At 68.4% G+C, this 26,362-nt stretch carries 41 protein-coding genes and 1 pseudogene; 11 read left to right on the top strand and 31 right to left on the bottom strand.

Annotation, left to right across the window (positions count from 1 at the left end; genetic code table 11):
* Positions 1-15 precede the first annotated feature (15 nt).
* On the bottom strand, positions 16-1,485 hold the full coding sequence (locus IF23_RS0123825; protein WP_051739847.1) for an APC family permease: 1,470 nt from the start codon (positions 1,483-1,485) through the stop codon (positions 16-18).
* 127 nt (positions 1,486-1,612) lie between these two features.
* On the opposite strand from IF23_RS0123825, the gene IF23_RS0123830 reads away from it, so the two are divergent.
* A complete protein-coding gene (locus tag IF23_RS0123830; protein ID WP_078654225.1) occupies positions 1,613-2,689 on the top strand; it encodes a 4-hydroxy-3-methylbut-2-enyl diphosphate reductase in 1,077 nt (358 codons plus the stop codon).
* Positions 2,690-2,857: 168 nt separating this feature from the next.
* Positions 2,858-3,742, top strand: coding sequence for a polyphosphate--glucose phosphotransferase (gene ppgK / locus IF23_RS0123835; RefSeq protein WP_030286968.1), 885 nt, complete (start codon positions 2,858-2,860; stop codon positions 3,740-3,742).
* A 58-nt stretch (positions 3,743-3,800) separates the two neighbouring features.
* On the opposite strand, the pseudogene IF23_RS35525 reads toward ppgK, so the two are convergent.
* Positions 3,801-4,094, bottom strand: a pseudogene (locus tag IF23_RS35525) (DUF6542 domain-containing protein); the annotation flags it as partial.
* 448 nt (positions 4,095-4,542) lie between these two features.
* Between IF23_RS35525 and ychF the strand changes: the two are divergent.
* Together ychF and IF23_RS0123845 are read left to right on the top strand one after the other, a co-directional pair.
* Positions 4,543-5,631: a redox-regulated ATPase YchF gene (gene ychF, locus IF23_RS0123840; protein ID WP_030286970.1), complete on the top strand. Its 1,089-nt coding sequence runs from the start codon at positions 4,543-4,545 to the stop codon at positions 5,629-5,631.
* A 300-nt stretch (positions 5,632-5,931) separates the two neighbouring features.
* Positions 5,932-7,158 (top strand): hypothetical protein, encoded by a 1,227-nt coding sequence (locus tag IF23_RS0123845; protein WP_157848070.1) that lies wholly within the window; start codon positions 5,932-5,934, stop codon positions 7,156-7,158.
* Positions 7,159-7,607: 449 nt separating this feature from the next.
* Here the strand turns inward: IF23_RS0123845 and IF23_RS0123850 are convergent, their stop codons facing one another.
* The 10 genes from IF23_RS0123850 to IF23_RS0123895 all read right to left on the bottom strand — a co-directional run bounded on the left by IF23_RS0123850 (position 7,608) and on the right by IF23_RS0123895 (position 12,345).
* A complete protein-coding gene (locus tag IF23_RS0123850) occupies positions 7,608-8,111 on the bottom strand; it encodes a glycine-rich domain-containing protein (RefSeq protein WP_245655078.1) in 504 nt (167 codons plus the stop codon).
* 149 nt (positions 8,112-8,260) lie between these two features.
* A complete protein-coding gene (locus IF23_RS0123855; protein WP_030286976.1) occupies positions 8,261-8,869 on the bottom strand; it encodes a hypothetical protein in 609 nt (202 codons plus the stop codon).
* A 32-nt stretch (positions 8,870-8,901) separates the two neighbouring features.
* Positions 8,902-9,465: a hypothetical protein gene (locus IF23_RS0123860; protein ID WP_030286978.1), complete on the bottom strand. Its 564-nt coding sequence runs from the start codon at positions 9,463-9,465 to the stop codon at positions 8,902-8,904.
* A 53-nt stretch (positions 9,466-9,518) separates the two neighbouring features.
* Positions 9,519-9,728 (bottom strand): hypothetical protein, encoded by a 210-nt coding sequence (locus tag IF23_RS0123865; RefSeq protein ID WP_030286980.1) that lies wholly within the window; start codon positions 9,726-9,728, stop codon positions 9,519-9,521.
* 12 nt (positions 9,729-9,740) lie between these two features.
* Complete coding sequence (locus IF23_RS0123870) at positions 9,741-9,995, bottom strand: hypothetical protein (protein WP_030286982.1); 255 nt, start codon at positions 9,993-9,995, stop codon at positions 9,741-9,743.
* Positions 9,992-10,384 carry a hypothetical protein gene (locus tag IF23_RS0123875; protein WP_030286984.1) on the bottom strand — a complete coding sequence of 131 codons (393 nt, stop codon included), beginning with the start codon at positions 10,382-10,384 and terminating at the stop codon, positions 9,992-9,994. The genes IF23_RS0123870 and IF23_RS0123875 overlap by 4 nt, the downstream gene beginning before the upstream one ends.
* Complete coding sequence (locus tag IF23_RS0123880; RefSeq protein WP_030286986.1) at positions 10,381-10,848, bottom strand: hypothetical protein; 468 nt, start codon at positions 10,846-10,848, stop codon at positions 10,381-10,383. Before IF23_RS0123880 ends, IF23_RS0123875 begins: the two co-directional genes overlap by 4 nt.
* Positions 10,845-11,105, bottom strand: a complete 261-nt coding sequence (locus IF23_RS0123885; RefSeq protein WP_169750031.1) for a hypothetical protein — start codon at positions 11,103-11,105, stop codon at positions 10,845-10,847. Before IF23_RS0123885 ends, IF23_RS0123880 begins: the two co-directional genes overlap by 4 nt.
* A 287-nt stretch (positions 11,106-11,392) precedes the next feature.
* Entirely contained in the window at positions 11,393-11,884 is a 492-nt protein-coding gene (locus IF23_RS0123890; RefSeq protein WP_030286990.1) for a hypothetical protein, read from the bottom strand.
* Positions 11,884-12,345 carry an ATP-binding protein gene (locus tag IF23_RS0123895; RefSeq protein WP_051739848.1) on the bottom strand — a complete coding sequence of 154 codons (462 nt, stop codon included), beginning with the start codon at positions 12,343-12,345 and terminating at the stop codon, positions 11,884-11,886. The genes IF23_RS0123890 and IF23_RS0123895 overlap by 1 nt, the downstream gene beginning before the upstream one ends.
* 226 nt (positions 12,346-12,571) lie before the next feature.
* On the opposite strand from IF23_RS0123895, the gene IF23_RS0123900 reads away from it, so the two are divergent.
* The 6 genes from IF23_RS0123900 (at position 12,572) to IF23_RS0123925 (ending at position 15,156) form a co-directional block, all read left to right on the top strand.
* Entirely contained in the window at positions 12,572-12,979 is a 408-nt protein-coding gene (locus tag IF23_RS0123900; RefSeq protein WP_030286994.1) for a hypothetical protein, read from the top strand.
* Positions 12,951-13,475 carry a DUF6879 family protein gene (locus IF23_RS0123905; RefSeq protein ID WP_030286996.1) on the top strand — a complete coding sequence of 175 codons (525 nt, stop codon included), beginning with the start codon at positions 12,951-12,953 and terminating at the stop codon, positions 13,473-13,475. Before IF23_RS0123900 ends, IF23_RS0123905 begins: the two co-directional genes overlap by 29 nt.
* A 7-nt stretch (positions 13,476-13,482) precedes the next feature.
* On the top strand, positions 13,483-14,337 hold the full coding sequence (locus tag IF23_RS0123910) for a helix-turn-helix domain-containing protein (RefSeq protein WP_030286998.1): 855 nt from the start codon (positions 13,483-13,485) through the stop codon (positions 14,335-14,337).
* Between the two features lie 12 nt (positions 14,338-14,349).
* Positions 14,350-14,526 carry a DUF397 domain-containing protein gene (locus IF23_RS33045; RefSeq protein WP_078654208.1) on the top strand — a complete coding sequence of 59 codons (177 nt, stop codon included), beginning with the start codon at positions 14,350-14,352 and terminating at the stop codon, positions 14,524-14,526.
* A gap of 23 nt (positions 14,527-14,549) precedes the next feature.
* A complete protein-coding gene (locus tag IF23_RS0123920; protein WP_030287000.1) occupies positions 14,550-14,876 on the top strand; it encodes a histone-like nucleoid-structuring protein Lsr2 in 327 nt (108 codons plus the stop codon).
* Between the two features lie 88 nt (positions 14,877-14,964).
* Complete coding sequence (locus IF23_RS0123925; protein ID WP_030287002.1) at positions 14,965-15,156, top strand: hypothetical protein; 192 nt, start codon at positions 14,965-14,967, stop codon at positions 15,154-15,156.
* Between the two features lie 6 nt (positions 15,157-15,162).
* Here the strand turns inward: IF23_RS0123925 and IF23_RS0123930 are convergent, their stop codons facing one another.
* The 15 genes from IF23_RS0123930 to IF23_RS0124000 all read right to left on the bottom strand — a co-directional run bounded on the left by IF23_RS0123930 (position 15,163) and on the right by IF23_RS0124000 (position 22,989).
* A complete protein-coding gene (locus IF23_RS0123930) occupies positions 15,163-15,543 on the bottom strand; it encodes a hypothetical protein (protein ID WP_030287004.1) in 381 nt (126 codons plus the stop codon).
* Complete coding sequence (locus IF23_RS0123935) at positions 15,540-15,881, bottom strand: hypothetical protein (RefSeq protein WP_030287006.1); 342 nt, start codon at positions 15,879-15,881, stop codon at positions 15,540-15,542. Before IF23_RS0123935 ends, IF23_RS0123930 begins: the two co-directional genes overlap by 4 nt.
* Positions 15,878-17,065 (bottom strand): hypothetical protein, encoded by a 1,188-nt coding sequence (locus IF23_RS0123940; RefSeq protein ID WP_030287007.1) that lies wholly within the window; start codon positions 17,063-17,065, stop codon positions 15,878-15,880. Before IF23_RS0123940 ends, IF23_RS0123935 begins: the two co-directional genes overlap by 4 nt.
* Positions 17,062-17,277, bottom strand: coding sequence for a hypothetical protein (locus IF23_RS0123945; protein ID WP_030287009.1), 216 nt, complete (start codon positions 17,275-17,277; stop codon positions 17,062-17,064). The genes IF23_RS0123940 and IF23_RS0123945 overlap by 4 nt, the downstream gene beginning before the upstream one ends.
* Entirely contained in the window at positions 17,274-17,627 is a 354-nt protein-coding gene (locus tag IF23_RS0123950; RefSeq protein WP_030287011.1) for a hypothetical protein, read from the bottom strand. The genes IF23_RS0123945 and IF23_RS0123950 overlap by 4 nt, the downstream gene beginning before the upstream one ends.
* The gene (locus IF23_RS0123955) at positions 17,624-18,085 is read right to left on the bottom strand and encodes a hypothetical protein (RefSeq protein ID WP_078654209.1); all 462 of its coding nucleotides are present in this window, start codon (positions 18,083-18,085) and stop codon (positions 17,624-17,626) included. Before IF23_RS0123955 ends, IF23_RS0123950 begins: the two co-directional genes overlap by 4 nt.
* A gap of 34 nt (positions 18,086-18,119) precedes the next feature.
* On the bottom strand, positions 18,120-18,515 hold the full coding sequence (locus tag IF23_RS33050; protein ID WP_245655079.1) for a CHC2 zinc finger domain-containing protein: 396 nt from the start codon (positions 18,513-18,515) through the stop codon (positions 18,120-18,122).
* 11 nt (positions 18,516-18,526) lie between these two features.
* The gene (locus IF23_RS34180) at positions 18,527-18,673 is read right to left on the bottom strand and encodes a hypothetical protein (RefSeq protein ID WP_157848072.1); all 147 of its coding nucleotides are present in this window, start codon (positions 18,671-18,673) and stop codon (positions 18,527-18,529) included.
* Positions 18,670-19,038 carry a hypothetical protein gene (locus IF23_RS0123970; RefSeq protein ID WP_245655089.1) on the bottom strand — a complete coding sequence of 123 codons (369 nt, stop codon included), beginning with the start codon at positions 19,036-19,038 and terminating at the stop codon, positions 18,670-18,672. Before IF23_RS0123970 ends, IF23_RS34180 begins: the two co-directional genes overlap by 4 nt.
* Positions 19,039-19,067: 29 nt before the next feature.
* Entirely contained in the window at positions 19,068-20,117 is a 1,050-nt protein-coding gene (locus tag IF23_RS0123975; RefSeq protein ID WP_342667932.1) for an AAA family ATPase, read from the bottom strand.
* Entirely contained in the window at positions 20,003-20,440 is a 438-nt protein-coding gene (locus tag IF23_RS0123980) for a hypothetical protein (RefSeq protein WP_030287021.1), read from the bottom strand. The genes IF23_RS0123975 and IF23_RS0123980 overlap by 115 nt, the downstream gene beginning before the upstream one ends.
* A 115-nt stretch (positions 20,441-20,555) precedes the next feature.
* Positions 20,556-20,993: a hypothetical protein gene (locus IF23_RS0123985; protein ID WP_030287023.1), complete on the bottom strand. Its 438-nt coding sequence runs from the start codon at positions 20,991-20,993 to the stop codon at positions 20,556-20,558.
* A gap of 51 nt (positions 20,994-21,044) precedes the next feature.
* Positions 21,045-21,815: a hypothetical protein gene (locus tag IF23_RS0123990; protein WP_245655080.1), complete on the bottom strand. Its 771-nt coding sequence runs from the start codon at positions 21,813-21,815 to the stop codon at positions 21,045-21,047.
* Positions 21,816-22,007: 192 nt separating this feature from the next.
* The gene (locus IF23_RS0123995; protein ID WP_051739849.1) at positions 22,008-22,280 is read right to left on the bottom strand and encodes a hypothetical protein; all 273 of its coding nucleotides are present in this window, start codon (positions 22,278-22,280) and stop codon (positions 22,008-22,010) included.
* A gap of 265 nt (positions 22,281-22,545) precedes the next feature.
* Positions 22,546-22,989, bottom strand: a complete 444-nt coding sequence (locus IF23_RS0124000; RefSeq protein WP_030287029.1) for a hypothetical protein — start codon at positions 22,987-22,989, stop codon at positions 22,546-22,548.
* 117 nt (positions 22,990-23,106) lie between these two features.
* Between IF23_RS0124000 and IF23_RS34665 the strand changes: the two genes are divergently transcribed.
* A complete protein-coding gene (locus IF23_RS34665) occupies positions 23,107-23,478 on the top strand; it encodes a hypothetical protein (protein ID WP_211266199.1) in 372 nt (123 codons plus the stop codon).
* A gap of 53 nt (positions 23,479-23,531) precedes the next feature.
* On the opposite strand, the gene IF23_RS0124005 is transcribed toward IF23_RS34665, so the two are convergent.
* The 4 genes from IF23_RS0124005 to IF23_RS0124020 all read right to left on the bottom strand — a co-directional run bounded on the left by IF23_RS0124005 (position 23,532) and on the right by IF23_RS0124020 (position 26,348).
* Positions 23,532-23,759: a DUF7439 family protein gene (locus IF23_RS0124005; protein ID WP_030287031.1), complete on the bottom strand. Its 228-nt coding sequence runs from the start codon at positions 23,757-23,759 to the stop codon at positions 23,532-23,534.
* Positions 23,756-24,673: a peptidoglycan-binding domain-containing protein gene (locus IF23_RS34670; protein WP_030287033.1), complete on the bottom strand. Its 918-nt coding sequence runs from the start codon at positions 24,671-24,673 to the stop codon at positions 23,756-23,758. The genes IF23_RS0124005 and IF23_RS34670 overlap by 4 nt, the downstream gene beginning before the upstream one ends.
* A 71-nt stretch (positions 24,674-24,744) precedes the next feature.
* Positions 24,745-25,107 carry a DUF2746 domain-containing protein gene (locus tag IF23_RS0124015; protein ID WP_030287035.1) on the bottom strand — a complete coding sequence of 121 codons (363 nt, stop codon included), beginning with the start codon at positions 25,105-25,107 and terminating at the stop codon, positions 24,745-24,747.
* The gene (locus IF23_RS0124020) at positions 25,107-26,348 is read right to left on the bottom strand and encodes a tail fiber domain-containing protein (protein WP_030287037.1); all 1,242 of its coding nucleotides are present in this window, start codon (positions 26,346-26,348) and stop codon (positions 25,107-25,109) included. Before IF23_RS0124020 ends, IF23_RS0124015 begins: the two co-directional genes overlap by 1 nt.
* Between the last annotated feature and the right edge of the window lie 14 nt (positions 26,349-26,362).

A 26,362-nucleotide genomic window follows, 5' to 3' on the forward strand; every position in this document is an offset into this window, starting at 1 on the left:
GCCCCGGAAGCCCCCCTACCGCCCCGCCGTCCCCTCCCGCCGGACCCGTAGGAACTGGAAGGCCAGCACCGCCAGTCCCACCGCCAGCCACACCGCGCCCACCAGTTGGGCCGTCCGGGACGCCTCGACGATCACCGCGACCACCACGGCGAGGCCCACCACCGGCACCACCACGTGCCGCAGCACGCTCGGCACCTCGGCGCGCCGCCGGACCCGGAACCAGCCGATCATCGACGCGTGCAGCAGCGCGAACGCGGTCAGCGCGCCCACGTTCACGATCGACGACAGATGGTCCAGCCCGTCGTCCCGCCGCGCCGCCCACACCGCCGCGACCAGCGTCACCGCCGCCGCGCCCAGCAGCGCCCGGCGCGGCACCCCGCTGCCCACGTCCACCTTGGCCATCGCCCCCGGCAGCCGCCGGTCCCGGGCCATCGCGAAGAGCAGCCGCCCGGCCGCCGCCTGCCCGGCCAGCGCCGCGAACGCCGCGCCCAGCGCCTTGCTCGCCGCCACCAGGTCGTGCAGCCAGCCGCCCACCGCCGCGTCGACCGTCGTGTAGAACGCCGCGCCCTGCTCACCCGGCTTCGCCGCCAGCTCCGCCGCCGACATCGGGGCCAGCAGCGCCGCCAGATACGTCTGCACCGCGAAGAGCACCCCGGCCACCACCAGGCAGGTGAGCACCGCCCGCGCCACCCGGTCCGCGCCCCGCCGCCCGGCGCCCGCCGCCGGTCCGTGCGCCCCCCGCGCCTCCTCCGCGAACGCCGCGATGGCGTCGAAGCCGAGGTACGACAGGACCGCCACCGACACCGCGGCCAGCACCGCCGTCATCGAGAAGGAACCCTCACCGGTCAGCGGTGCCGCCCAGCCGCGCTGCGCACCGTGCGCCACCAGCTCCGCCACCGCGGCGACCACGAACACCGCCAGCACCGCGATCTCCATCGCCAGCACCGCGAACCCGACCACCGCCGCCGTCCGCACCCCCCACAGGTTCAGCAGCGTCGTCACCACCACCGCCAGCGCCGTCCACACCCACTGGTGCACCCCCGGGACGAGCGCGTGCATCGCGATCCCGGAGAAGAGGTACGCCACCGCCGGGATCAGCAGATAGTCCAGCATCGCCATCCACCCGGCGATGAACCCGGCGCCCTCGCCCAGCCCCACCCGCGCGTACGTGTAGACCGACCCCGCCTGCGGAGCCACCCGCACCATCTGCGCGTACGAGTACGCCGTGAACGCCATCGCCACCGTCGCGACGAGGTAGACGAGCGTGACCGCCCCGCCCGACTTGGCCTGGAGCGTGCCGAAGATCCCGACCGGCGCCATCGGCGCGATGAAGAGCAGCCCGTAGACGATCAGATCCCGGAAGGTCAGCGTCCGCCGCAGCCCCGGAGCGCTGGTGGCACCCTGCCCCGGATCGGCCACCGTGCCGCCTTCCCCACCCGCCGGACCCCCGGCCGTCCCGCTCGCCGTGTCGTTCGTCCCCGGCATACCGCCTCCTCGCTCGTGTCCACGAAGTCCGGCCCGGGTGCGATGCCCGGTACGTTCCCTCGCGGCCCTCAGTCTGGGCCACCGGAGCGATCTCTGTGCGGTGCGGTACGCCCGTACGATGGGACGCATGACTGCTACGCCCGGCCCGTCACCCGCCACCGCCGCGAGCGCAGACGCCCCGCGTCACGGTGACACCCCGCAGCCCGCAAGCACCCCGAGCGCGGACGCCCCGCGCGAGCGTCGGCGGGTCCTGCTCGCCGCCCCCCGCGGCTACTGCGCGGGGGTGGACCGCGCGGTGATCGCCGTCGAGAAAGCCCTGGAGCAGTACGGCGCTCCCGTGTACGTACGCCACGAGATCGTGCACAACAAGTACGTCGTGAAGACCCTGGAGAAGAAGGGCGCCATCTTCGTCGACGAGACGGCGGAGGTCCCCGAGGGCAACATCGTCATCTTCTCCGCCCACGGCGTCGCCCCGACCGTCCACGAGGAGGCGCGCCGCGGCAAGCTCGCCACCATCGACGCGACCTGCCCGCTGGTCACCAAGGTCCACAAGGAAGCCGTCCGGTACGCCAAGGAGGACTACGACATCCTCCTCATCGGTCACGAGGGCCACGAAGAGGTCATCGGCACCAGCGGCGAGGCGCCCGAGCACATCACGCTGGTCGACGGCCCCGAGGACGTCGAGAACGTCGAGGTCCGCGACCCGGACAAGGTCGTCTGGCTCTCCCAGACCACCCTCTCCGTCGACGAGACGATGGAGACGGTCGGCGCCCTCAAGGGCCGCTACCCCAACCTCCTCTCGCCGCCCAGCGACGACATCTGCTACGCCACCCAGAACCGCCAGATCGCGGTGAAGCAGATGGGCGCCGACGCCGACCTCGTGATCGTCGTCGGCTCCAAGAACTCCTCGAACTCCGTCCGCCTCGTCGAGGTCGCCCTCGGCGCCGGTGCCAAGGACGCCCATCTGGTCGACTACGCCGACGAGATCGACGAGAGCTGGCTCGACGGCGTCACCACCGTCGGCGTCACCTCCGGCGCCTCCGTCCCCGACGTCCTCGTCCACGGCGTCCTCGACTGGCTCGCCGAGCGCGGCTACGACGACGTCGAGACGATCACCGCGGCGGAGGAGTCCATCGCCTTCTCGCTGCCCAAGGAGCTCCGCCGCGATCTGCGCGCGGAGGCCAAGGCGGCCACGGAGGGCTGAGCCCCGCAAGCCCTCGGGAACCGGCCGCCGGACGTACGTACCGGCGGCCGGTTCCGCGTTTCCGGAACGCTCCGGGCCGCTCCGGGCGCCGCCCCGTCCCCCGCCCGCTCCGTCCGCCGATTCCCCGTTCCTGGGGCGCCCCGGGCCCACCGCGCCTAGCCTTTTCCCATGAAGGTCTTCGGTGTGGACATCGGCGGATCCGGCATCAAGGGCGCCCCGGTCGACCTGGAGCGCGGCGAGCTGGCCGAGCCGCGCCACAAGGTCCTCACCCCGCAGCCCGCCACCCCCGGCGCCGTCGCCGACAGCGTCCGCGAGGTCGTCGCGCACTTCGGCTGGACGGGCCCGGTCGGCGCCACCTTCCCCGGCGTGATCACCGACGGTTTCACCCGTACCGCCGCCAACGTCGACAAGGGCTGGATCGGCACCGACGCCGCCCAACTGCTCACCGGACGCCTCGGCGGCGACTGCCCGGTGACCCTCCTCAACGACGCGGACGCCGCCGGACTCGCCGAGATGCGCTACGGCGCCGGGCGCGGTCGCCGCGGCACCGTCATCGTCCTCACCCTCGGCACCGGCATCGGCTCCGCCGTCTTCACCGGCGGCCGCCTGGTGCCCAACACGGAGTTGGGCCATCTGGAGCTGAACGGCCACGACGCCGAGACCCGCGCCGCCACCAGCGCCAAGGACACCGAGGGGCTCAGCTGGACGCGGTGGGCGCGGCGGCTGCGCAAATACCTCGCCCATGTCGAGATGCTCTTCTCGCCCGAGCTGTTCGTCCTCGGCGGCGGGGTCAGCCGCAAGGCGGACAAGTTCCTGCCGCTGCTCGACGGCATCAGGGCCGAGATCGTGCCGGCTCGGCTTCGGAACGACGCGGGGATCGTGGGTGCCGCGATGGCCGCTCACGCCGCTCGGGCTGCGGCGCCACCTGCCGCGGACGGTTCCCGTGCGCCCGCTCCGGCCCCCGCCCCTCCGCACCGGGACGCTCCGCCGGACGCCGAGCCCCCGGACGCTCCGGTCGCGTCCCCGGTCGGCTGGCCCGACGCCGCACGGTGAGCACCGCCTTGCGCACCAGCGCGAGGAGCACACAGACCAGCGTCCCCGCGTAGAGCCAGCCCGCGTTCAGCGCCAGCACACTGAAGACACCCGTCACCAGCCCGCCGAACCCCGCGGGACCGTGCTCGATCGGCACCGCCCCGAGCGTGAACGCGATGGGCAGCGCCACCGGCGCCGCGATCAGGTCGTACGGCCGTACCCACAGCCCCGCGCAGAACGCGACGAGGACGAAGAACACGCCGTACGGGGTCTGCGCGCCGTCGAGGAGCAGTTCGTCGAGGGCGGCGAAGGCGAGCAGCGCCAGGGTGCTCAGCAGGCCGCACCCCAGGCCGGTCAGTTTCGGCGCGGGCATCCGCCGCGTCACCGCCGCGACCCGGCCGGGCAGCGGCCGCCGCCCGGCACGGTAGACGGTCGCGGTACCGGCGGCCCGCCGCTCGGCGTCCGCCGGGCCGGTGCCGGGCCGCTCCCGGCCGCCGGACCGTGCCGCCGCGGGCCGCGGCAGCCGGGGATCCTGGACCGCGGAGGGCCCGCCGCTCACGGACGGACGGTGCTGGGGTGCGCGCGCATCTCGTTGCTCCACCCGCCAACGGTAGGCCGCAAAGTGGTATTAACAGGCTTTGGGACACGCCAGGGTTCATGATCGGTGCTGCGTTCGAGGGGCCCGCACCCGGCCGGGCGGCCCCTTACGGGAGCCGTGCCACGGGCCCGGGCGGGCCACCGCGGGAGCCCCGTAAACTGGTGGATCGGCCCCTCAAGGGAGCCGCCGCCCTTACCGCCTCGCTCCCCGGGATGTCGCCACCGTGTCGCTCACGATCGGAATCGTCGGACTGCCCAACGTCGGCAAGTCGACCCTGTTCAACGCCCTGACCAAGAACGATGTGCTGGCGGCCAACTACCCGTTCGCCACCATCGAGCCGAACGTCGGCGTCGTCGGCGTCCCCGACCCCCGCCTCGGCCGGCTCGCCGAGATCTTCGGCTCCGAGCGCATCCTCCCGGCGACCGTCGACTTCGTCGACATCGCGGGCATCGTCCGCGGCGCCAGCGAGGGCGAGGGCCTGGGCAACAAGTTCCTCGCGAACATCCGCGAGTCCGACGCGATCTGCCAGGTCATCCGCGCCTTCGCCGACGAGAACGTCGTCCACGTCGACGGCAAGATCTCGCCCCGCGACGACATCGAGACGATCAACACCGAGCTGATCCTCGCCGACCTCCAGACCATCGAGAAGGTCCTGCCGCGCCTCCAGAAGGAGTCGCGGATCAAGAAGGACGTCGTCCCGAAGGTCAAGGCCGTCGAGGAGGCCAAGGAGATCCTGGAGCGCGGCGACACCCTCTTCTCCCAGGGCATCGTCCAGGGCTCCGGCAACGAAGAGCTCCTCCACGACCTCCACCTCCTCACCACCAAGCCGTTCCTCTACGTCTTCAACGTCGACGAGGACGAGCTGACCGACGAGACGTTCAAGGCCGAGCAGCGCGCCCTGGTCGCCCCCGCCGAGGCGATCTTCCTCAACGCCAAGCTGGAGGCCGACCTCGCCGAGCTGGACGAGGAGGACGCCATGGAGCTCCTCCAGTCCGTCGGCGCCGAGGAGCCCGGCCTCGCCACCCTCGCCCGCGCCGGTTTCGCCACCCTGGGCCTCCAGACCTACCTGACGGCCGGCCCCAAGGAATCCCGCGCCTGGACCATCAAGCAGGGCGCCACCGCCCCCGAGGCCGCCGGAGTCATCCACACCGACTTCCAGAAGGGCTTCATCAAGGCCGAGGTCATCTCCTTCGCCGACCTCGTCGAAACGGGCTCCGTAGCCGAGGCCCGCGCCAAGGGCAAGGCCCGCATGGAAGGCAAGGAGTACGTGATGCAGGACGGGGATGTGGTGGAGTTCCGCTTCAACGTTTAGTGGGTGACATACCACCACATCGCTGATCTGGCAAACGTGCAGGTCGGGAGGGGTCCGGCTCTTCGGAGTCGGGCCCCTAAGTTTTTCCCGTGCTGGATCGGTGCTGGATAATCTGACACCTCGTCACCTGTCATCACCCCTGGTCATCCCTACCGTGCTGGATTCGTGCTGGGTGGCGCGAGGGCTCGGTAGTGGTCACAGATGGGGGTATCAGGGCCTGCCGTGCGCGGGTCGACTCATCCGCGAGCGGTACCCGGCGTACCCCTGCGGGAGGATTTCGAAGATCCCGAAACAGACCGCTTGGTCTTGAACGCCCTCTCGGTGTTTTACTGGTCGCGATTCAGCCATTCGTACCAGGGGGTATCTGCCGTGTTGGCCCATCGAAAGCCCGTGAACAGGGTCCTTTCGCTCTCAGGGCGGGTGACGCCGCAACGACGGATGGCCGTATTCGGCTACGGGCTTCTCACTACGGCAGTTGCGTACAGCGGATTGACGGCCGCAGCGGGCGGGACGAAAGTCCCGAAGCAGACCGTGCGTGCTGATACTGCGACGACCAGCGTGGACGCGGAGGCAGGCGTTTATCAGCGACAGCCGGCGAGCGGATACATACCGACGTACTTCGACGGCCACGGCGGAATTGCCGGGGTGCCGATGACGGATGAGCAGAGGAAGGCGCTGTCGAAGGAGGCCGTACGTCGCGGTATGAGCAAATCCGACGCTGATGCATTGGCCTATGGCGATGAGCTTCCCGAAGGGGCAGCTGCCTCCGAGGCTGAAGGGCGGACCGGTCAGGGAAACGCCCCGACCGCGATGCTCTACCGGGAGGTGGCCCCCTCGGAGGGAACCGACCGTGCGGCCGTCGCCGACGAGGAAGGCAAGGCAGACAGGAAGGCTCCCGCTGCGCCGAGCCGGGCCGAAAAGCTCGACCCCCGCGCAACGGCGAATGCGGGGCCCACAGCTGATAAGCGGCGCGGTGGCGAGGAGAGCGTCGGCGAAATCATCAAGCACGAGATCGGTGAACTGCTGCCGGAGTCCGTGAAGGATCTGGTGGACCACCTCGCGCCGTTCCGCTCGTACATGGCGGCGATCAGCCAGCCCGGTACGGAAGCGATCTGGGAGGTCTCAGAGCCTCACCGGACCACCGGGGATGTAACCATCGAGGCGACCTCCCAGGTCTCCGAGAGCATCTCGGTGAGCGTGGAGGTGACAGCCTCCGATTCTGTGAAACGGGGCGCCGAGGTGGGGCCGTCGGTTTCCGTGACGGTGACGGACCCGGCCACGGACGAGGTGCTCGTCGAGCCCGAACCGGAGCAGGTTGACGTACCCGAAGACGCTTCGAGGGTCGCCATCGGGTCGGTGGTGGAGGCTGTTGTCGCGGCCTCGGTCGACGAGTACGGAGCGGTGGAGGCCGCCCAGTCGCGGCGCAGCACGGAGACGGCTGACGAGCCTCCGTCGGCGGAGGTTGCGACGGGGCGGGAAGAAGGATTCCAGCGCACGGGGCGGAAGCAGCCTGGAACCACCCCCTAATGTCAGGGGGTGGTTCCCCGCGGGCGCGGGGGGAGGTCTGGATTTCGGCTGTGAGCACGTGCTGGCCTGGGGGCCATCCCCGCGTTCGCGAGGCGGATCAATGCTTGATGATCAGGCCGGGCCCAGTGAAGGGGCCATCCCCGCGCTCGCGGGGCGGATGCTCGCTGATCTGCGGCGATACCCGAGGGCGGGTCGGGGTATGCCGCCTTAGTTGGGGGCGCCTGTCGGTACCACCGTGGGGGTTTTGGTCTTCGGGTCGACCATGACGACGAAAGGTAGTCCGTAGGGGCGTTGGCTCCGGCCTTGTCGGTGTCGTGGGGGTGTTGCCTGTTCCGAGCGTCGGTAAGTGTCCACCGCTTCTTGGTACTTCGGGTTAATCCACTCAGGCATGGTTCCTACCGTACGGGCACGCCCCCGCTGGGTGCGGGGGCGTGCTCAGTTTGTCAGTGCTAGTTCTTGCCCGTGCTTGAGCAGTCGCCCGAGCACGATCCGAACGGTCCGGGCGGGGAGTGTTCGCAGTCCGCGGCGACCGGGATCGTACTGTCCTTCGGTCCGGTCCACATCAGCGGGTCTACGGGGAACCCTGCCTGCTCGATCGCGGTCTGTGTGCGCAGGAGCGCGTCAGGGTCGTGGCGGGTGGGGTCGGGCGGCTCCGGAACGTGGTGAACGAAGAGGCCGAGCCGTTCAGCCAGCCGGGCTTTCACCTTGGTGTGGAGGATCAGGGCGTGCCAGCCCTCGTCGACCACGCGCGACGGCTTCAGCCGTGCCTGCGGGTGGTGGGCGCAGGCGGCTTCGAACTTCAGGGCCTCCTCGGTGATGGCTTCGGCGACGTCGAGCGTCATGCCGTGGTTGTTGCGCTGGACGGTTCCGGCGACGGCGGTGAATTCCTCGGTGGTGATGAGGTCCCTCGCGCTGGACACGTTTCGGCTCGCGTGGTCCTGTGTGACAGTCACTTGCCTCTCCCTTCTTCACGGGTGTGTGTTGGTGGCCCGCTCCCACGGCTGGTCTTGGACGGACAGGTGCCGTGGGGGCGGAGTTGTCACCGCTGATGAAGGCCAGCGGAAGTCTGGAAAGTGCGCGGTGCGGGCGCCGGGGCGGGCGCTCATGTCGCGTATTCCGGCACTTGGGTGGGGCGGGTGCTTCCGTCCAGGTAGCCCCAGGACGCCACCAGGTGGACGGCGTGCTCGGTGGTTTCCGCGCGTATGTCGCGCAGGAGACTGCGGTGCGCGGTGCATTGGGAGCCGTAGGGGCGGTGATGTGTGGCGGCGTAGGTCTTTATCGTTCCGCCCCACGCGAGCCACCGGAGCTGGCGTATCTCGTGATCGGCGAGGGGCAGGCGGGGGCGGTCACAGGCGTGCAGGTGACCGGCTCGCTGTGCGGCGTAGATCAGCGCGGGCCTTGTCCGGGCCTGATACCGGCGTCGCAGTGTGGTGGCGTAGAAAATGATCTGGGCCCGGGAGATCATCAGCTCCTGCTGGCAGGAGTAGAGGCTGAGGCCGTGGGCGAGACGATTCAGGAGTAGGGACTCCTCTGGCGCGGGGGCGGGCGCCTGGGGGGCCGGCAGGGCGGTGAGGCGCAGCGTGGTCGCCTGCCCGCCGTTCAGGTGCGTGCCGTCGTCGCGGGTGACGGTGCCGACGATGACGATGCTCTTGCCCGGTTCCAGGGACAGGGCGGATTCCGACACCAGGCTGACGGCGTGCGGGGGGCTCATGGGGTCCTTCGCTGGTTCAGGACGGGCGGTGATCAGTCGCTTTTCGTGGCGTTGTCGAGGGCCGTGATCAGGCGGCGGGTCGTGTCGGCGGTGAGCGCGTGGAGGGCGAGTTCGGGGTCCTCGTGGCGGCAGAAGGGGTGCAGGTCGCCGGTGAGCGGCACCCCGATCGCCGTCTCGCTGACGTCCGCGAGCCGGGCGCAGAGGCTTTCCGCGACGGCGTCTTCGAAGTAGTCGTCTTCGTCCAGAGGGGTCGGGTGCGGGGCCGCTCCCAGGGCGAGGGCGAGGGCGTCGACCTGCGGAATGGTGAGTTCCCCGATGTAGGTCTTCTCCTGCTGTACACGGACTGTGGTGTCGATGCCGTAGGACAGGAGGGCCTGGCGTAGCTCTTCCGCGAGGGCGTTGGCGTGATTGAGGGCGCTGCGGATCAGGGTCTCCAGGAGGGTGGCGTCGGAGTAGCGGAGTCTGTCCAGGACGATCGCGTTGGCCCCCTGGACCGATGCCCGGACGTAGAGGCCGGCCGCGTGCAGGGCCTTCTCCAGGGTCGCTGCGGATTCCGCGGTCTCGGGCCAGGCGGAGTGGGCGGGATCAGGCGTCATCAGAGTCCAATCAAGAAGAGGTGGTGGTGTGGGCTGAGTGGGTGCGCTTGCGTTCAGGTCGTGTGCGTGGGTGGTGGTGTGGAGTCCCAGGCGTTGAGGCTGCTTGCCTCGGTGGGGGTGGCCAGGCGGCAGGAGCTGGCCAGGGCGTCCCACTTGCTGCAAGGGCGGCTGAGGACGAGGCAGGCTCCGTGCACGGCAGCGACGCGTCCCACGCGGGTGCGCTGTTCGTCCACGACGATGTCGCCCTTGACGAATGCGGGCATGGAGACCTCCGGTCATTCAGGGGGTGGCGGGGGGAAGTCGGGCGGCATCCAGCCCGCCTCGGTGTAGAGGGTCAGCGCCGTGGCCAGTTCGATCGCTTCACCGGCGGAGGGGGCGCGGCAGGCGAACGCGGGGCTGGTCCACGGGATGCCGATTCCGCGGCTGAGGAAGAGCCAGTCGCCGTACTGGTGGATGAGGGACCCGGTGCGGCGGGTGATGTGGTCGGTGACGAAGGTGCCTCTGGGGTAGACCGGACCGGTGTTCGTCATCGAGGGCAGTGCCCTTCGTGCCCGAAGAACAACGGGCACGCGCGCTCGCCGTCTTCTGTACCGGGGCAGTCGGGCAGCACGAGCATGAGCACGGACGGGCCCTGCCAGAAGAGCCATACGCCCTGTCCGATGGCGCCGAGGTGGCGCAGCAGGGAGTGGTGCTGACCGGTGTGAGGGGGCCTCATGCAGCCGGTGAAGGCGGCCCCTCCCTCCGCACCCGTACCGCCGCGGAGGGAGAAGGCCGCGCTCACTATCCGGCGCGGAACGTCGGGGACGAGGCCGCAAGGCGCGAGGCCGTCAGGCTGCTGCACCTCGGCGTCGGGCTCGCCCAGGTCGGTCAGGGCCCACGCGAACCTCTCGAACAGATCGGCAGTAAGCCCGGCAGTCATGCCGCCGCCTCGTGGTGCGGATCGTCGGTGCCGGCCACGGGGGCAGCGGTGTGCTGGCGGGCTTGGTGTGCCTCGTAGGCGGCGTGGAAGGCGTCGAGCACCGTGCGGGTGGCTCGGTCGGCGGCCGTCGCTTCCAGGCGGGGGTGGATGGCGGGCCAGTGCCGGGCGAGGTGCTTGTCCCGGATCATCTCTTCGTGGGCCACGGTGTAGAGGGCGGCCCGCGAGATCTGCCGGGTGCGGTACGTGACCGAGAGGAGGTGGACGCGCATCTCGCTGTACACCTCCTGGCCCTCGTGGTCGAGGTCGGCGTCCAGGGTGAAGTCCACGGCGATGTCGAGGCGGAACTTCTCCAGGGCCACCGCGACCCGGGCGCGGTCGTGCCGGATGTTCTGGACGAGGTGCGCGAGGCCCACGCCCGCGACGGCGAACAGCGCGACCGGCAGGGAGGAACGGGCGGCTTTCATGAGGTCTTCTCCTGGGGGTCGGTGACGGGGAGGCAGGCGCAGGCGCAGGCGCAGGCGCTGGGGCGGGTCAGGTATTCGGCGGGGTTTGTGACGCGTCGCCCGGTCTGGAGCGCGGCCCGCAGGGGCTGGAGCCCCCGGCGCAAGGCGCGTGAGACGAGGAATTCGGTGCAAGCGTCCTGGGCCCGGCCGACGAGGGAGCGCAGGTGGCCGACGCGCGCTGCGCGGTGGAGACGGCAGAGCCGCTGGTCATTGCGCATGTAGTTCGAGCGGTACCGGGGAGCCAGGAGAGGTATCTGTGTCCAGCCCATGGTGAGCATCCCTTTCGTGAATTCCGTCGGTGGTTCGCGGGCCCTCCGGCCGCCGCTCTGGCCATGGAGGCGGCGGCCGGAGGGCTGTGGTGCCGGCTGGGCCAGTAGGGGGCCCGACCGTGGCCGGTTGCCGCTGCCTTACGGCAACCGGCTTGCGGCCGTTCGGGGGATTGGCACCCCTCGGGCCGCACCGAGCGTCCTGCTACCAGTCAGGACGGCCCGGGGTTTCTTCGGTTTCAGGACTCCGGCCGACCGGCGATGGTCAGTTCTCTGCCGGGCCCGAGGAGACACACCAGGTCACGGGCTGCGACTGCGATCTCAGGGCTCCGCTGATCGGGGTTCTGCTGAGCCGACCGGGCCCGCCGCAGCGTCTGGCAGACGACGATGCGGCCGGTGTCGAGGTGGTCTTCTGCGTAGGCGACGAGACGGGACAGGTACCTGCTGACGGCGTCCAGCAGCGCGGTGCACTCTCCGTCGGGGTCACCTCGGCGATGGAGGGACAGGGCGCACTCGGCGCTGGTGCGGATCGCGTCCAGCGCGACGGGAGATACCGGGTCGACGTCATCGGCTGCTTCCCATCGGCGCAGGGCCTCGACCAGGCGGATCAGGTCCGCGTCCGAAGTCCGCTCCCGGGCCCATGCGGCGACGTCAGGTCGCTCGTACCCGTCCGGCTGCCGTGCCCGAGCGGCGTGCGGGTCCCGCCGCCGCGTTGCCGCGTGCGCCCCCATCAGACACCTCGCTCACGGACAGCTGTCACCTGGTCCGGGGCCAGTACGTCTACTTCCAGCTCAGCCCAGACGGCCTTGCCCCAGCGTCGGGTATCCGTGCCCCACCGGTCCGCCATCTCGCTCACGATGAGAAGGCCGCGGCCCGACGTGTCCTCCGGAGCCGATTCGCAAGGCTCCGGCTGTTTCTTCGACTTGTCCGAGACCATGATTCGCACCCCGCAGTGCGAGTACCGGGTCACGCTCACGCGGAGGACCCTGCACCCGCTGTGGTTGACCGCGTTGGTGACCAGCTCAGAGGCGACGACCATTGCTCGCCAGGCCAAGTCCTGGTCGAGATTCCACGTGTGCAACACAGCTTTGACCAGCGCGCGAGCGCGACCAGCCGTCTCCTTCTCGCACGGCCACGTCTCGCTGTAGCCAGGAACACCGGTCGCATGGGGGCGAGTCACGGTCATCGTCATGGGGCCATCCCTCCGAGGTGGTGGAACGCCCAGCCCTGACGGGGGTTCAGGGCCGGCACCGGATAGCCCGGTGGCGTCAGGTGGTGAGGCAACGAACCTAGAGCGGCCTGCCGTTGGCCCCCAAGAAGTTTGCGTGAGATTGCAGCAAGTCGATTGACGGGTACACACCGAGCGTCGACTATCGACATGCGCAATCTCGCGCAAGGCGGAGGACGGGAGAGTGACCATGAAGCTACGGTTCCTGGGTAAGAACTCCACCCCCGGAGACAGCCCCACCCTGTATGCCAGTGACCAGGACAGCTACGTCGTCCAGGGCTGGAAAATCTTTGCCCGCGACCTGCTCATGCAGCTTGATGTGCCGGAAGGCCAGACGGCGGTCGAGGTGCCAACCGAGCTGTTCGAGCATCTGACGAAGGACGGTCTCGCGCACGGTGAGATCAAGAAGTTCGAGGACCCGATCATGCTTGTCACCGAGCAGGGAACGTGCGTTGTGCAGGGCCCGGTGATGCGTGATGCCGAGGCCCTGAGTCAGATGCGCTTGCCTGACTACGAGGATTGCATCGAGGTCCCCAAGTCCTCGATCATGGCCCTACTGGAGGAGAACAGTGGACCTGATCACCAGCGCCCAGCGTGACGAGCTGTTCAACAGCTTCGAGCACGACGCGTTCCACCTGGAGCTGAGGGACGACTACGGCTCGCCCGTGGAGGACACCCCGTACGCCCGCTGGCAGCGCGGAGAGCCCGACGACTACACATGGCTCGATCCCTGGATGATGCTCATGAGGCGGGTCGCGGGGGAGGGCAAGACGGTACGTCGAATCCGGGTGGTCACGGAGCCGCACTCCCGATACGTCGGGTGGGAACACTCGCTGACCAAGTTCAACATCGAGGCCGGCGAGGACATCCGTTGGCTGCCCCGGCACCTGCTGCCCGAGGGAATCACCTTCCCCAACAACGGCAACGACTGGTGGCTCTACGACGACCGGCTGCTTGCAGTCGGACACTTCGACCCCGAGGGGCGAGTTCTGGGATCACAGATCATCGAGGAACCCGCCACGGTGGCAGAGTGCATCAGGCTCCGGGATCTGCTGTGGACCTTGGCCATTCCCCACACCGAGTACAAGCCCTGACCTCTCGGTGAGTACGCAAGCGCAAGAGGCACGCGAGGCGCTGGGCGCCCGGCTGCGTGGATTCCGGAAGGACGCGGGATTCACGAGCGGCCGGGCGCTCGCCCGTGAACTGGGCTGGCAAGAGTCGAAAGTCTCACGCCTCGAAAACGGTAAGCAGAACGCCAGCGAGGAGGACATCCGAACCTGGTGCACGGTGACACGGCAGGAAGGTCACATTGGTGACCTGATCGCCACTGTGCGGCACATCGACGAGCTGTGGCTTGAGTGGCGCCGACAACTCGCTACCGGCGCAGAGAAGAGGCAGCAGGCGGCTCTCCCGGTCTATGCCAAGACCAAGGTATTTCGCATCTGGCATCCGACGCTCGTGTGGGGGACGCTCCAGACGCCGGAGTACGCGGCGGAGACTTTCAAGCAGGTCGTCAGCTTCTACCAGATCCCCGACGACGCGGAAGCTGCCACAGCAAAAAGGCTCGAACGGAGCAGGTACCTCTACGAAGGTGACCGGGTTTTCAACGTGCTCCTCGCAGAGCAAGCTCTCTACTCGAACTTCGGTGGCCCGGACGTGATGAAGGGACAGCTCGACCGGCTGCGTTTCGCGATGCACCTCCCAAGGGTCAGCCTGGGGCTCGTACCCCGAGATGCACCACTTGCTATCTGGCCTGGAAACTCATTTTCCATGTTCGATGACAAGCTTGTACTTGTTGAGACTTACTCCGCGGAGTTCTCCGTGACGCAGCCGCGAGAGGTTGATCTGTACGCCAAGGCGTTTGCCCTCTTGCGGCATTCTGCTGTATATGGAGTGGCAGCGCGAGACCTTATATCCCGTGCGATTCAGCATTTTGAGCAAATGGCAACAGATTAAGGAGGCTGTGGAATGGCTGAGAAGTCGAACTGGCGCACCAGCACCTACACGAAGCAGGACAGCTGTGTCGAGGTAGCCGACAATGATCCCGGCAAGGTGATGGTTCGGGACACCAAGGATCGAGGCCGAGCCGTTCTCCACTTCCCACCGGGCTCCTGGTCAGAGTTTGTTGAGTTCAGCAAGCGGTAGGTCGTACGACGTATCATCCGAGCATGGCACAGAAGATCGTCACAATTTTCACCGATGACCTCACGGGCGAAGAGTCGTCGGAAGCATCTACCCACATCATCGCGCTTGACGGTGTGACGTACGAGATCGACCTCGCGCCGGACTCCTACGACCAGTTGTTGGAGGCCGTGGGGCCGTTCCTCAAGGCTGGCCGCCGTGCTCGCGGGGGCAAGGCGCGGGTGGCGAAGGCGGCATCGGCCAACCAGGACACTGCGGCGATTCGCGCATGGGCCAAGGAGAACGGCTACAACGTCAACGACCGTGGCCGGGTCTCCGCGGAGATCCGCGAGGCGTACGCCAAAGCTAATTAATTAATTCACGCGAAGGCTCCCCCGCGCCGTGGGGGAGCCTTCGCCTTTTTCGAGTAGCGGGAGTTTATAGGGCTGTGATGGTCTCCCTATGGCTGCGCGAATCATTGTTCACTCGCCGAGTCCGACCGGTGGACGCAAAGTTCATGCTGATGGGGAGATCCTTGGCGTACGGGATATCAAGGAATTCTTGCGTCGGCTCGGCCTCGACTCTGATGACGTCGATCTCGAAGACACCACGCTGATCGAGTGGAGGGACGGCGGGCCGACGGTGTGGATGTGAGAGCCGCTACTCGGGCGGAACGCTGTCTTCGTACCCGTCGATGTACTCGTGACCGTTGAGGTGGGCGGCGATCTTGCCGACGCCCCGTTCGCAGCGGTACCGGACGGCGCGGTCGGTCACGCCCTGGAGGGCTCCGGAGACGTCGTCGGGCAGGTCGGCGCCGAACCGGCAGACCAGGGCCTGCCGCTCCCCGAGGGAGAGCGGAGCGGTCGCCCAGCCCCGACGGATGTCGGCGAGATGAGCGAAGAGCGTGCTGGCGGTCTTCGGGTCCGCAGCGGCCCTCGGCATGTCGGCGTCGGGTGCGGTGGGGTTCCGGATGCCGTACGCGGACTCCGCGTCCCACACGGCGGGGAGGAGATGCTCGACGAGCCGCCGGTCGTACGTCACAGGCCCGTCCGCTCCGCCGCCTGGGCGGCCTCGTAGGAGACGAGCCCGGACCGGCGCTTGGCCTCGGTCAGCCACCGGTCGCGGAGCCGCTGGGAGAACCAGCGGTGCAGCAGCCCTGGGCCGGCCTCGGCGAGGAGCTGGCGTACGTACGGGGCTCGCTCGGCGGCGATGATGACCGCCTCCTGGTACGCGTCCTCGTACTCCAGGGTCAGGCCGTAGTCGCGGGCAAAGCCCCGCGCGACCGCTTCCGCGACGCTCTTCACCTGGGGGTCGGAGAGGACGCTCCAGTCCGCCTCGACCGGCTGGACAGTGTTGTGGTCATGAAGCTGAAGGGTCACCGGACCACCTCCTTCACCGGCACCTGCCCGTCCTTCGTCACCGCGACAATCAGGCCAGGGGCGCCCGTAGTGCCCTTGGCGTGCCGCCACCACGTCGACTCGGACTCCATGGCTGGGGGCTGGATGAACGTGCGTGGGCCGTCCGTGTCCACGAACTCGTGATGGAGATGCCCGGCGAGCAGCACATCGGCCTGGTGCATCGGCGAGGTCTTGTTGAAAGCCTGGGCTCGCCACCACTCGAAGTGCCGGCCGGGCTTCCACTGGTGGCCGTGTGCGTGGGCGACGGCCGTGCCGGAGCAGTCGACGACGACGGTCAGCTCGTCGGTGTCGGGGACGAAGAACTGGCAATGATCGAACGCCTCGGAGAGCTGGGCGGCGTCCTGCACGGCGATCAACGACTCGGTGTCGTGGGAGTCGTCGTACCGCGTCACCCCTCGGCCGTTGATGCGCACAGCTTCACCGTGGTTGCCCGGCACCGCGGAGAGCGTTACTCGGGCTGCCAGCGGCGCGAACAGCATCAGGGCGTGAAGCATGACTCGGCGTGTAAGCCGGATCTGTTCGGTCAGGGTCAGGGCGGTACGCCACGCGTTCGCCCCGCCCTGCGACTGGAAGCCCTCGACGTGGTCGCCGAGGAACGCCACGTGGATGTGGCCGATGTCGAATCGCTCGCGGTATGTCAGCAGGAGATCGGCCGCGCGGTTCAGACAGTCGATCGTGCGCTTGAGCGTGCCGGCCGGGCCGTCGCCGTCCGCCTTGCCGAACTGCATGTCGCCCAGGGCGACGATGTAGGTGTGGCTGCCCTCGGCCGGTCCGCTGACCGGCCAACGGGGCTCATACACCTCGACGGCGGCCAAGAGATCGTCCATGTCGGGCCGCTCGGGCACGGGGCCCTTGCTGCGGGCGAAGGTGAACCGGGTGCTGATGCCCGTCTCACCGTTGGCCATGGTCCATTCGGAGCTGCGGAAGCCGGTGGCCACCCAGTCGTTCGGGTCGAGGCCCTGGGCGCGGAGGTAGGCGGTTGCCGCGTCCTCGGTCACGTCGTCAACGGGGCCGCGGACGGTCACTTCGGCAGCGTCGCCGTTCACCTCGATCTGACGGGTGAAGTCCCGTTCCGGGTCGGTCTGACGGGTGGGCACGGCGGGCCCGACCGGCTTCGACAGGAGTTCGTCGAGAAGATCGCTCAAGAATTGGTCGCTTCCTGGCGCAGGCGGCGCCGGTACGTGCGGATGGTGGAGGCGGAGACCCGGTGCCCGAAGCGGCCCAGGGTCCAGACCAGGTTTTCCGCCGAGGTGTCCTGGAGGAGGTGCCGCTCGAAGGCTTCGCGCTCGCGGTCGTCGAGCTCTTCCCAGATCGCCTGGAGACGGGGGCCGGGGTTGCCGGGCAAGGTGCGGCTCACGTCGTCGCCTCCCGGTCGATCGCCTCGACGGCCGCGACTGCGAGCGCGGCCAGGTGGACGAGGCCGGACCGCGTGCGCTGGGGGTCCTGGTCGGCGAGGGCGGTGAACACGGCCGTAAGGAGGGTGGAGTCCCAGCCGGGGGAGCCCGCGAGTTCGCGGCCCTGCTCGACGCTCCGCCATCGGGCCGCTTCGCGGACGTGGTGCGCGCGGCCCTTCACGGGATGCCGACCTCCGGCCACGGGCATCCGGCGGTCGCCGACCTGCTTTCGGGCCGCCTTCACTTCGCCGATCACGGCGGTGCTCGGATCGGTCCGGCGGGCCGGCCGCTTGGTGGCTGTCGCCTCGGTCATGCTGCGGCCTCCATCGCGTCGATAAGGGCCTGCTCGCTTCCGGCTATGTAGGTCTCGGTGACATCGCCTCGTTGGAGACGGACCGGCTTCGCCGAGCGCAGCGAGCGGCAGACCTTCGTGGTCAGCTTGCTCCCGGCCTCATCCGGATCGCTCCAGACCCAGACGCGCGAGAACCCGGCGAGCATCCGGCGATGCCGGGCGAACCACATCTCGACGCCGGGCACGGCGACTGAGTGCCAGCCGATCTTCCGGAGAACGATGCGGTCGAGCTCACCCTCGGTGAGGTGGATCTCGTCGCCCGCCGCGTGGATCGAGTCGACCCCGTACATGCGGGGTGGGTCTCCGGCGACGGTGTTGTACTTGCCGTGGCCGTACTCGCGGTGCTGGTGCTTCTGGAGGCAGCGGAACCGGATGGTCAGCGGCTGCCCCTGGGGCCCGAGGTAGGGGATGGCGAGCATCCCTCGGTAGCGTTCGTGGCCGGGCAGCGGGTCGTCAACGACGCCAAGCCGGAACGTATCCACCTCGGCCTTTCCGATGCCGCGATCCAGCAGGTACTGCGCGGCGTCCGCTGTAAGCGCTGCCTGATAGGTGCTCGTTGCCTCCTCCAACATCGCGCGTTGCGAGGGCGAGAGAGGCTGCAAGGGCTCGCGCTCCGACAAAATCGATTCCCTCTTTCTCCATGATCAGCGTGTATGCGTCCCCTCCTCGGCCGCACGAGTGGCACTTCCACAGGCCGCGGTCGATGTTGTAGGAGAAGGACGGGGTGTTGTCCTCGTGCAGCGGGCAGCGCGTCATCCCCATGGCCCGCTGCGAGTTGATGTCGACGCCGTAGTGGTCGAGCACGGCCTCCAGGGCCGGCTTCTCGTGCTCCGGACCGTCGTCATCCATCCGGCGGAGCCTCACGCGACCCTCCGCCCGCGAAAGCTCTCCGCTCCCTGGTCGTAGCCGAGCCCGGTCAGATCCTGCGGTCCTGCCCCGTCGGCGAAGAGATCGCCCAGCTCACGGGCAAGGCGCCTGAGCTCTTCGGTCTCCTCGTGAGTGATCACCGGTCGGCCTCCAGCTCGAAGTACGCCTCGACCGTGGTCAGGACGTACGCTCGGCGCCAGCTCGCGCCTCTGCGCCGCACGATGACCACCGAGTCGACCGCAGCGGGGTCGAGCCCCCGGTGCTGCGCGAAGGAGGCGCGCTCCTTCTCGGCCTCGCCGATGAAGGTCCCCGGCTCGAACCGCGCGTTCTTCGCCTCGACGACCAGGAAGCGGCCGTCACCCCGGCGGATCACGAGGTCTCCCTCGTCGTCCTTGCCGGTGAGGCGGAGGCGCTCGACGTCGAGGCCGGTGCGCCGTAGTTCATCGCGGAGTTCGGCCTCCCAGGAGGCCCCTCGCCGTTTGTTCCTGCGGTTCCTGGCCGCCACGTCTGTCAAGATCTCGCAATCCTCTCTGGTCAAGCGGCCTTCTTCATCGCGTCCAGTGGCGACCACTGCGGCACCGGAGTCCGGGCGAGCGGCGTGAGGCGCTCCACCTTCGAAAAGCGCGTCACCTCGGGATGGCACCGCAGGGTCGCGTACCGCTTCGCGGTCGGATCGCAGGCGCCCATCCGCTGCTTGATCACCGCGGTCTTGAACTCCATCGACGTGGGGTCCAGCGCCACGGACAGCGAGAGTTCCGGCTTTTCCGACAGCCCGCCTTTGACCTGGTCGCGGGACGGTGGTGCCCACGGATCGGACTTCGCCTCCCAGGACTTGTCAGACGCGTGGTGAAGGACGATGACGGTCGCGCCCGTCGCGCGGGCCAGCTCGGTAAGGCCGGACATGACGGCCATCTGCTCCGTGTAGTCCGACTCCGCGTTCTCGAAGTCCATGAGGTTGTCGAAGACGAAGACCTCCGGGTAGGCGTCCCAGAGCTCGACGTATGCCTCCAGCTCTTCGTCGACCGCGCGCCACGTGATCGGGCTGCCGAAGGAGAAGGTGATCCGCGAGCCCCGCAGGGCGTTCACGTACGTCTCGCGGTACCGGTCGCCGGCCGCCATGCCCGCCTCGACCATCTCCGTGGTGTCGCCGGTCGCCATGGAGGCGAGACGGCTGCTCGCGGTGAAGGCGCTCATGTCCGCGCTGAAGTACAGCGTCGGCAAGTTCATCTGAGCCACCCAGAACAGCGCGAAGCCGCTCTTCTGCGTACCGGACCGGCCCGCGATCATCACGACCTCGCCGTGACGCGGGTGGCAGCCGATGGAGTAAAGGTCCGAGAACGCCTCGACGCGGGGGAGCTCACGGCCCGACTCCGAATGAAGAGCCAGGGATCGGCCAGGGGTAAGGATGTGCACTCCAATCGCTGAGGGGGAGGGGGCGGCGCGGGGCCGCCCCCTTCTGCCGGCTGACGTCAGTCGAAGGACGGGGCATCCGCGACAGCCGACTGGACGGCCGCGTCGCGCTGCTCCGCGTAGGCCAGAACCTGCTTGCGGATGCCCATATCGGTGACCTGCCTCCACACCCACGCGGGGTGCGCGCCGGGCTTCGAGGGCGGGACCTGGGCGACCGTGACGAGCACCGCTCCACCGACGACCGTCTCCAGGTCCCGGGCGAGGATGGTCTGTTCGATGCGCTGCCCCTTGGAGACCTCCGGGGCCTGCCGGGTGAGTGCATCGTGCGTCTGGAAGACCGTCACGTCGGCGAGCACGCTGTCCTTCGGCCCGTTGGGGGTGGGCCGCTGCCGGTCGAACTGCTTGACCTCCAGGAGGATTGCGACCGCTTCGGCGTTGTCCTTCGGCTTGAACCAGCCGCCGTTGGCGGTCGGGATGTCCATGAGGTTCAGGGGCACTGATGATCTCCACTCTGTCGGTGAACGGGGTATGCGGGGCGGGCAGGTCCGCGGGCTCTGCGGGAACCGGCCGCGATGGCGACGGCGACGGCCGCGCCGAGGAGCCGGCGGGGCATCACGAGCTGGCCGCCAGAGCACGGCCGCGGGCCTTCCAGGCGCCCATCACGGCGGAGTCGGAGAACCTGGCCTGGTTCTCCGCCCACAGCCTCTTCAGCTCGTCGATGGTGCGGCACGCCTCGATCTGCTCCAGAACCGCGTGCACTTCTGACCGCTCCGCCGAGGACGCCGGGGAGACCGTCTCCGAGGTGCCAGCCTGCGACGGGACGAAGTTCGCGCCGAGGCCGTGAACGATCTGCGAAGCGCCCCGGGCTGTGCGGCTGGCCTCGATGACGAGCTCCGCCAGAGGCACGTTAGTCAAAGTGTCGCAATCGCCCCAAAAGAAAGAGCCGATGGCATCGCGAACGTCCCCCTTCGGGCCGCTGAGGCGGATGGTCGGATCGGCGGCACCCCCGAACGGGATGTCGATCTCGATGGACAGGCCGTCTTCGGCCACTCGGAACCCCTCTCTTGCAGCATCGGGCAGTGCGCCCGCTCCTTGCTAAGATTACGCAATCGTTGCTGGGAGGGCAACCTCGGGTGCGAACCTCCGCAGGGCACCCTTGACGCCCCGCATCGCCCGGACCTCTCCGGCGAGCTTGGCCGCGGCCCAGCCCAGCCGTAGGTCGGCCCAGTACAGGGTGCACTCGCCTGTGCCTGCGGGGAGGTGAACCACGATCCCCCACTCCTGACTCACCGGCGGCAGTGGCGAGTACGCGGACGCGGCATCGTCGGCGGGCACCTCCCTCTTCTTCCAGCGCGCGAACGCCGTCGCGTCGCTGAGATCCGCAGGGAACCTGCTGTGATCGTAGAGCTCGCCCCGGCTGTAAACCGCGAGCTGAGAAGCGATCTTGAGGCTCCCGTACTCCACCGACCCGGTCTTGAGGTCGGCGATGAACAGGCCCTCGATGCGCTCGCCGTCCGGACCGGGGCCGCTGTAGCGGACCATGCGGTCGAACGTCCCTCCGACGCCCAGTTCGGGGACGACGACGAATTTTTCCATCGCCATCACGTCGAAGGCGACCGTGGAGAGCTTGTACGCAGCCATGTCGGCCAGGTCTGCCGGACATGTGCCGGAGGGGAGGGGGGCGCCCTGGTCGACGACCTCCGACAGCGCGTGAAGGTGAGTTCCCTTCTCCCGCTTGGTGTGCCCGCCGGCCAGCCCGACGGCCTGCTCCGCCAAGGAGTTGAGGGCGGCTTTCCCCTCGCGAGACGAAGGATCAAGATCTCGCGTTCGATCCAGCAGCGATGGCTGCGCGGCGGCGCCGACCAGCACCATCCGTTTACCCCATGCGGTCAGGGTCGACTTGTCCTCAATGGCGTCGATGAAGGTCGTGGCCCGGGTCAGGCTGCGAGGCCGGCCGCCGCCCTTGGGGACGACGAGAGGGCGGCCCCACCCGTCACGTGGGACGCCGGGGGCGTGGTGGGGTAGGTCTGTGAGCCGAATCGGCACTCTGGGTGTCGCCTTTCGTCAGATCTTGGCTGCGGGTATCAGGTGGAGGCGGACCGAGCCGTCCTCCAGGAGCTCGGGCTCGCGGTCCTCCTCGTCGGGCAGGATGAGCCCCTGGGATTTCGCGAGGGCCAGCGTTCGGCGCATTTCGCTCGCCCGGTATCCGGGCATTGCCGTGATGTGAAAGTCAAAGTTGCCTTGGTCGACGTGCAGTGCAATCAAAGACGCACGGACTTCATGGCATTCAGCCGCTCCCCCCTCCATTTCGGAGACCTCCCCTTGGCCGTGCAACATGCACCGGCTCCTCTCCACAAACACTTTCGACGACCCCGCTCGTCGAGAACACAGAAACTGAACTCTTGTTCAGAGTTTGGCCTTCCCGTTTGGGCTGGTCAAGCCCACGAAGGGCCCAGTGGAGGAATTCCTACTGACGTGTAGAGGAGAGGAGGGAGTAACTACTCCTGAAGTAGAACAACCCCAGGGGGCGTCATCCCTGGGGCGGAGGTGAGGGGTATTCGTACAGCTCAAGTGGGGGTTGGACCCCTAGGGGGCTGGCTATTCAGCGCTTGCGTGTAGCCTGCTTGGGCTGGCGGATGATGTCGGTGTCGCCGTCCTCGCGGGGGACGTAGTGAAACCCTTCCTCCGTCTCGGGGTCGTAATAAACGACAGCGTTTTCTGCTTCCAGGAATTCCCTCCAGGAAGCGTGACGCTTGACATCTACATCGCGCAGGTCGAACCCTTCGCGCAAGCGCGCCTCAATGCGCAGCATCGCCAAAGGGTAGGCGAACCAGTGCTCTTCCTTCACTGTCCAGGGAATGAGGTCGGTATTCCTTGCGGTGCGCCTCTTCAGTCCCCTTCGGGACCGGAAGGAGGCCCAGAGTGAAGGGGTCGTCTCTATGTTGTACTTCTCTTTGTACTTTTCGACGATCCAGGAGTAGGTTTTCCCCTCCTCAATCCAGCGGATTGCCTCCTGTTCGTCCTGGATCTTGCTCTTGGCGGGCATGTCGTCCCCTTCCAATGCGTGACAACCCCCGATGTAAAGACTCTGGTGGCCCATACAGCCCCTACACTGACACGCGATACTTTGACTCGTCAAGACAATCGAAATGGGGGCCAGGTTGTGCTGGTCAGCGTGCGAGTTTGCGATGTGTGCAAGCGGGTCGGGGTCGAGGCCCGTCGGTACACCGTCACGGAGGAGGAGCGAACGGCCTGCACCGACCGCTGCGCCGACCACGCGGGCGTCCTGGAGGGAATCCTCGAAGCCGAGAAGCCACAGGTAGAAGACGGTAACCACGCCGACCGGGGCGTCTCCGACGCAGAGCTACCGCCAGCCGCTCCGGAGCCGGTCAGGCCCGCGTCGAGGGCCACAGCGAAGAAGGCCGCCGCACCCGCGAAGAAGGCAGCGGCGAAGAAGGCAGCGGCGAAGAAGACGCAATCCCGAGGAGCCCGGGTCAGGACGATCGCCGAGATTGAGCAGTCCAAGAACAAGTAGCGCAATGACGAGAAGGCCCCGCCGACCGGGAGAGGTCGACGGGGCCTTTGTCGCTACTCGATCAGCTCGTCCGTCTGCTCCTCGGACGGGGCGACGACCCCGAGTGCCGTCAGGATCTGGACGATCACCGCGACCTCCGGGCGGTCCGCGCACGCCACGGACAGCACACTGACCACCACGCCGAGCGCGGCCAGCACGGCGCCGACCCGCGAGCGGTAGCGGACGGGGAGCAGGTTCACCAGCGAGACCGGCTTGAAGCCGGGCGTCTGCATCTTGCTCATCGGCGGCCCGCCATCTTCTGAAGGGCGACGAACCCGGACGGCCCGATCCGCGGATCACGGACCAGCCCGATCGACTTGTACTTCGGGTTGCGGTCGTGGAAGCGGGCAACCGCCCCCTGGGTGTTCACCCCGTAGAAGTCGGTGACCGCACCCTTGATCGGGCCGTACCCGGCCTTGATGAGGAGCTGCTGGAGATCCCTCACCTGAGAGTGCCGGCCGCCCGGCTTCACGGCGGACGACAGGGCGGCGATCCGCGACGTCGGCTTGGAGGGGGTCGGCGTCTTCGGGGGCGTGGTGCCCTTGGCGTACGCGAGCACCTTGGCGATGGGGAAGTTGCCCGGGTCGCCGTGCGAGTTCTCCGGTACGTGCTGGTGGCCGAGCCACCCGTAGTACCCCTGCCACGCCCTGGCGCTCAGCCGCTGGCCGCCCGCCGAACCGTACGACTTCGGGTAGGGAAGGAACTTCACCGAGCACTTCAGCGGGATGCCGTGCTCCTTGTCCAGCCACGCGAACAGCTCACCGAGGCCCCGGAGAGCCCAGTCGGGTGCCTCGGGCCAGTAAATGTGCGCGTACCCGGCCTTCGTCCACTTCGCGTGCGTGGACGGGTCGCAGGTGCCCGTCAGCTCGATCTGAAAGGCGTTGAGCGTGTTCGTCTCGGTGCCGCCGCGCAGGTTCACCAGGGCGCGAGCGCTCTTGTCGATGGGGAAGTGCTGGCGGAAGAGGAGCTTCTTCGCCTTGAAGTCCGGCTTGGCGGTGAGGGTCGGGGCCGAGGCGCCGCCGCCGTAGGACGGCCAGTCGGTTCCCTCCGTCGTGTGGATGACGCCGACGTTGGCGTTCATCGTCGCGCCGGGGTAACGCGTCTGGAACCACTGGGACTTGGCGTCGGCCTTCGGGTAGATCTGCGGTCGTGCCACTGAGTGAGGTACTCCTTCGGATATACGAAAGGGCCTCGCCCCGATGTGAGGCAAGGCCCTGCTGTGATTGGTCAGTTCAGGGGAGCGCGCGCTATGTGCTCGTCGAGCCGTTCGGCCACGGCCAGACGCTCGCTCCGCTCGTGCGCGATATCGGTCCGCACGCCGTTGATCTCGTCGCCGTGCCGGCCGAGCGCTTCGTCATGGCGGAGCTGGCCCGCGAGGAGCTGCTCCATTCCGTCGAGGACGCGGTCCACGTCGTCGCGCAGGTTCGTGGTATGGGTGTTCGCGACCTGGTGGCGGGCTTCTTCGGTGTGCTCGCGGACCTCGCCCAGCGCCCGGCCCTGGCGGCGGACGAGCTCCACCAGGACTCCGACCAGGGCGACGGTCACGGCACCGCCTGCGGAGACCAGGGCGACTTGGACGTCCGGCTCCATCACCCGGCCTCCGCCAACCGGGCCTCCAGCGCTTCGATGCGCGCCTGCTGGTCCTGTACAACCGGGAGGAGAGCAACGCCGAGGAGGTCGTAGCGGAGGCCGTCGACCTCGCCGTCCAGGTAGTTCACGAGCCACGGAAGGGTCTTCTCGACTTCTTCCGCGATGAGCCCGACCTCGTCCTTCCGACCGGGCTGGCCGTCCTCCGGCTTCCGGTCGTAGACAACCGGGCGCAGCGCGAGAACGTCATCGGGGGTGACGCCGAAGTCCCGGACGTTCTCCTTGAAGCGGATCGAGGAAGTGTTCCGGCAGAAGCCACCGTCGCCGCGGACCCACACCGCGTAGTACGTGCCGGAGCCGGAGACGCCACGACGATGGGGCTGCTTAGAGCCGTTCGCCCACGCGATCGTGTCTCCGGCCTCCAGGTAGGAGCCGTGCGAGTGAGAACTCGGCGGGAACGTCGAGGGCTTCCCGGAGATCGAGGACCATGTGTGGGAGTGCGTGGCCGGGACGAACGTGGAGGGTTTCCCGGAGATCGTCCCCCAGTCGTGCGTGTGGCTCGACGGAGGGAACGTGCTCGGCTTGCCCGTGACGGCGTCCCAGTCGTGGGAGTGCGCGCTCGGGGTGAACGTCGAGGGTTTCCCGGAGATGTTCGACCAGGTGACCACGGGGGCGAGGTCTGCCCAGGACATCCCATCCCAGTATTCCCACGTCTTCGTGGTGCGGTTCAGACCGAGCTGAGCGACGCGAGGAGCCGACGGCCGGGTGCTCGTCGTCCATGTGCCGATGCGTGATCCGCAGTAGCGTCGCCCGTCGGTCACGGCCTCGGGCGAGATGTGGGTGACGCCTGGGGAGACCCTCACCTCCGCGAGCGACAGCTCGAAGACACCGGTGTCGGTCTGCGTCGGCTCAAGGGCGGCCTCGCCGGGCGCCCCCTTGAGGACGGTGAGGTCGATGCGGTTCGCCGCCGGGTCCAGACGGAGAATGATGCGGTCTCGGCGCTCGGCGCTGTCGGGTGCGGCGATGCTCAGGTTCTCGACAGCTGTGGAGAACACGGCGTGCCCACGCAAGATCGCGAGACCTGGGCGGACGGCGACCGTCATACCGGAGCCGTTCGCGGAGACCTTCAGGTCCGGTCCGTCGGCGGTGCCGACGACTCCCGAGTCCTGGAGCTCCCGGAACAGCCTGCTGTACTGGGATTCGGTCGTGGACTGACCGTCGAAAGGGTAGGAACTTACCGCCACGGAGCGGCTCCTTT

The organism is Streptomyces catenulae, assembly GCF_000718015.1.
Classification (GTDB): Bacteria; Actinomycetota; Actinomycetes; order Streptomycetales; family Streptomycetaceae; genus Streptomyces; species Streptomyces catenulae.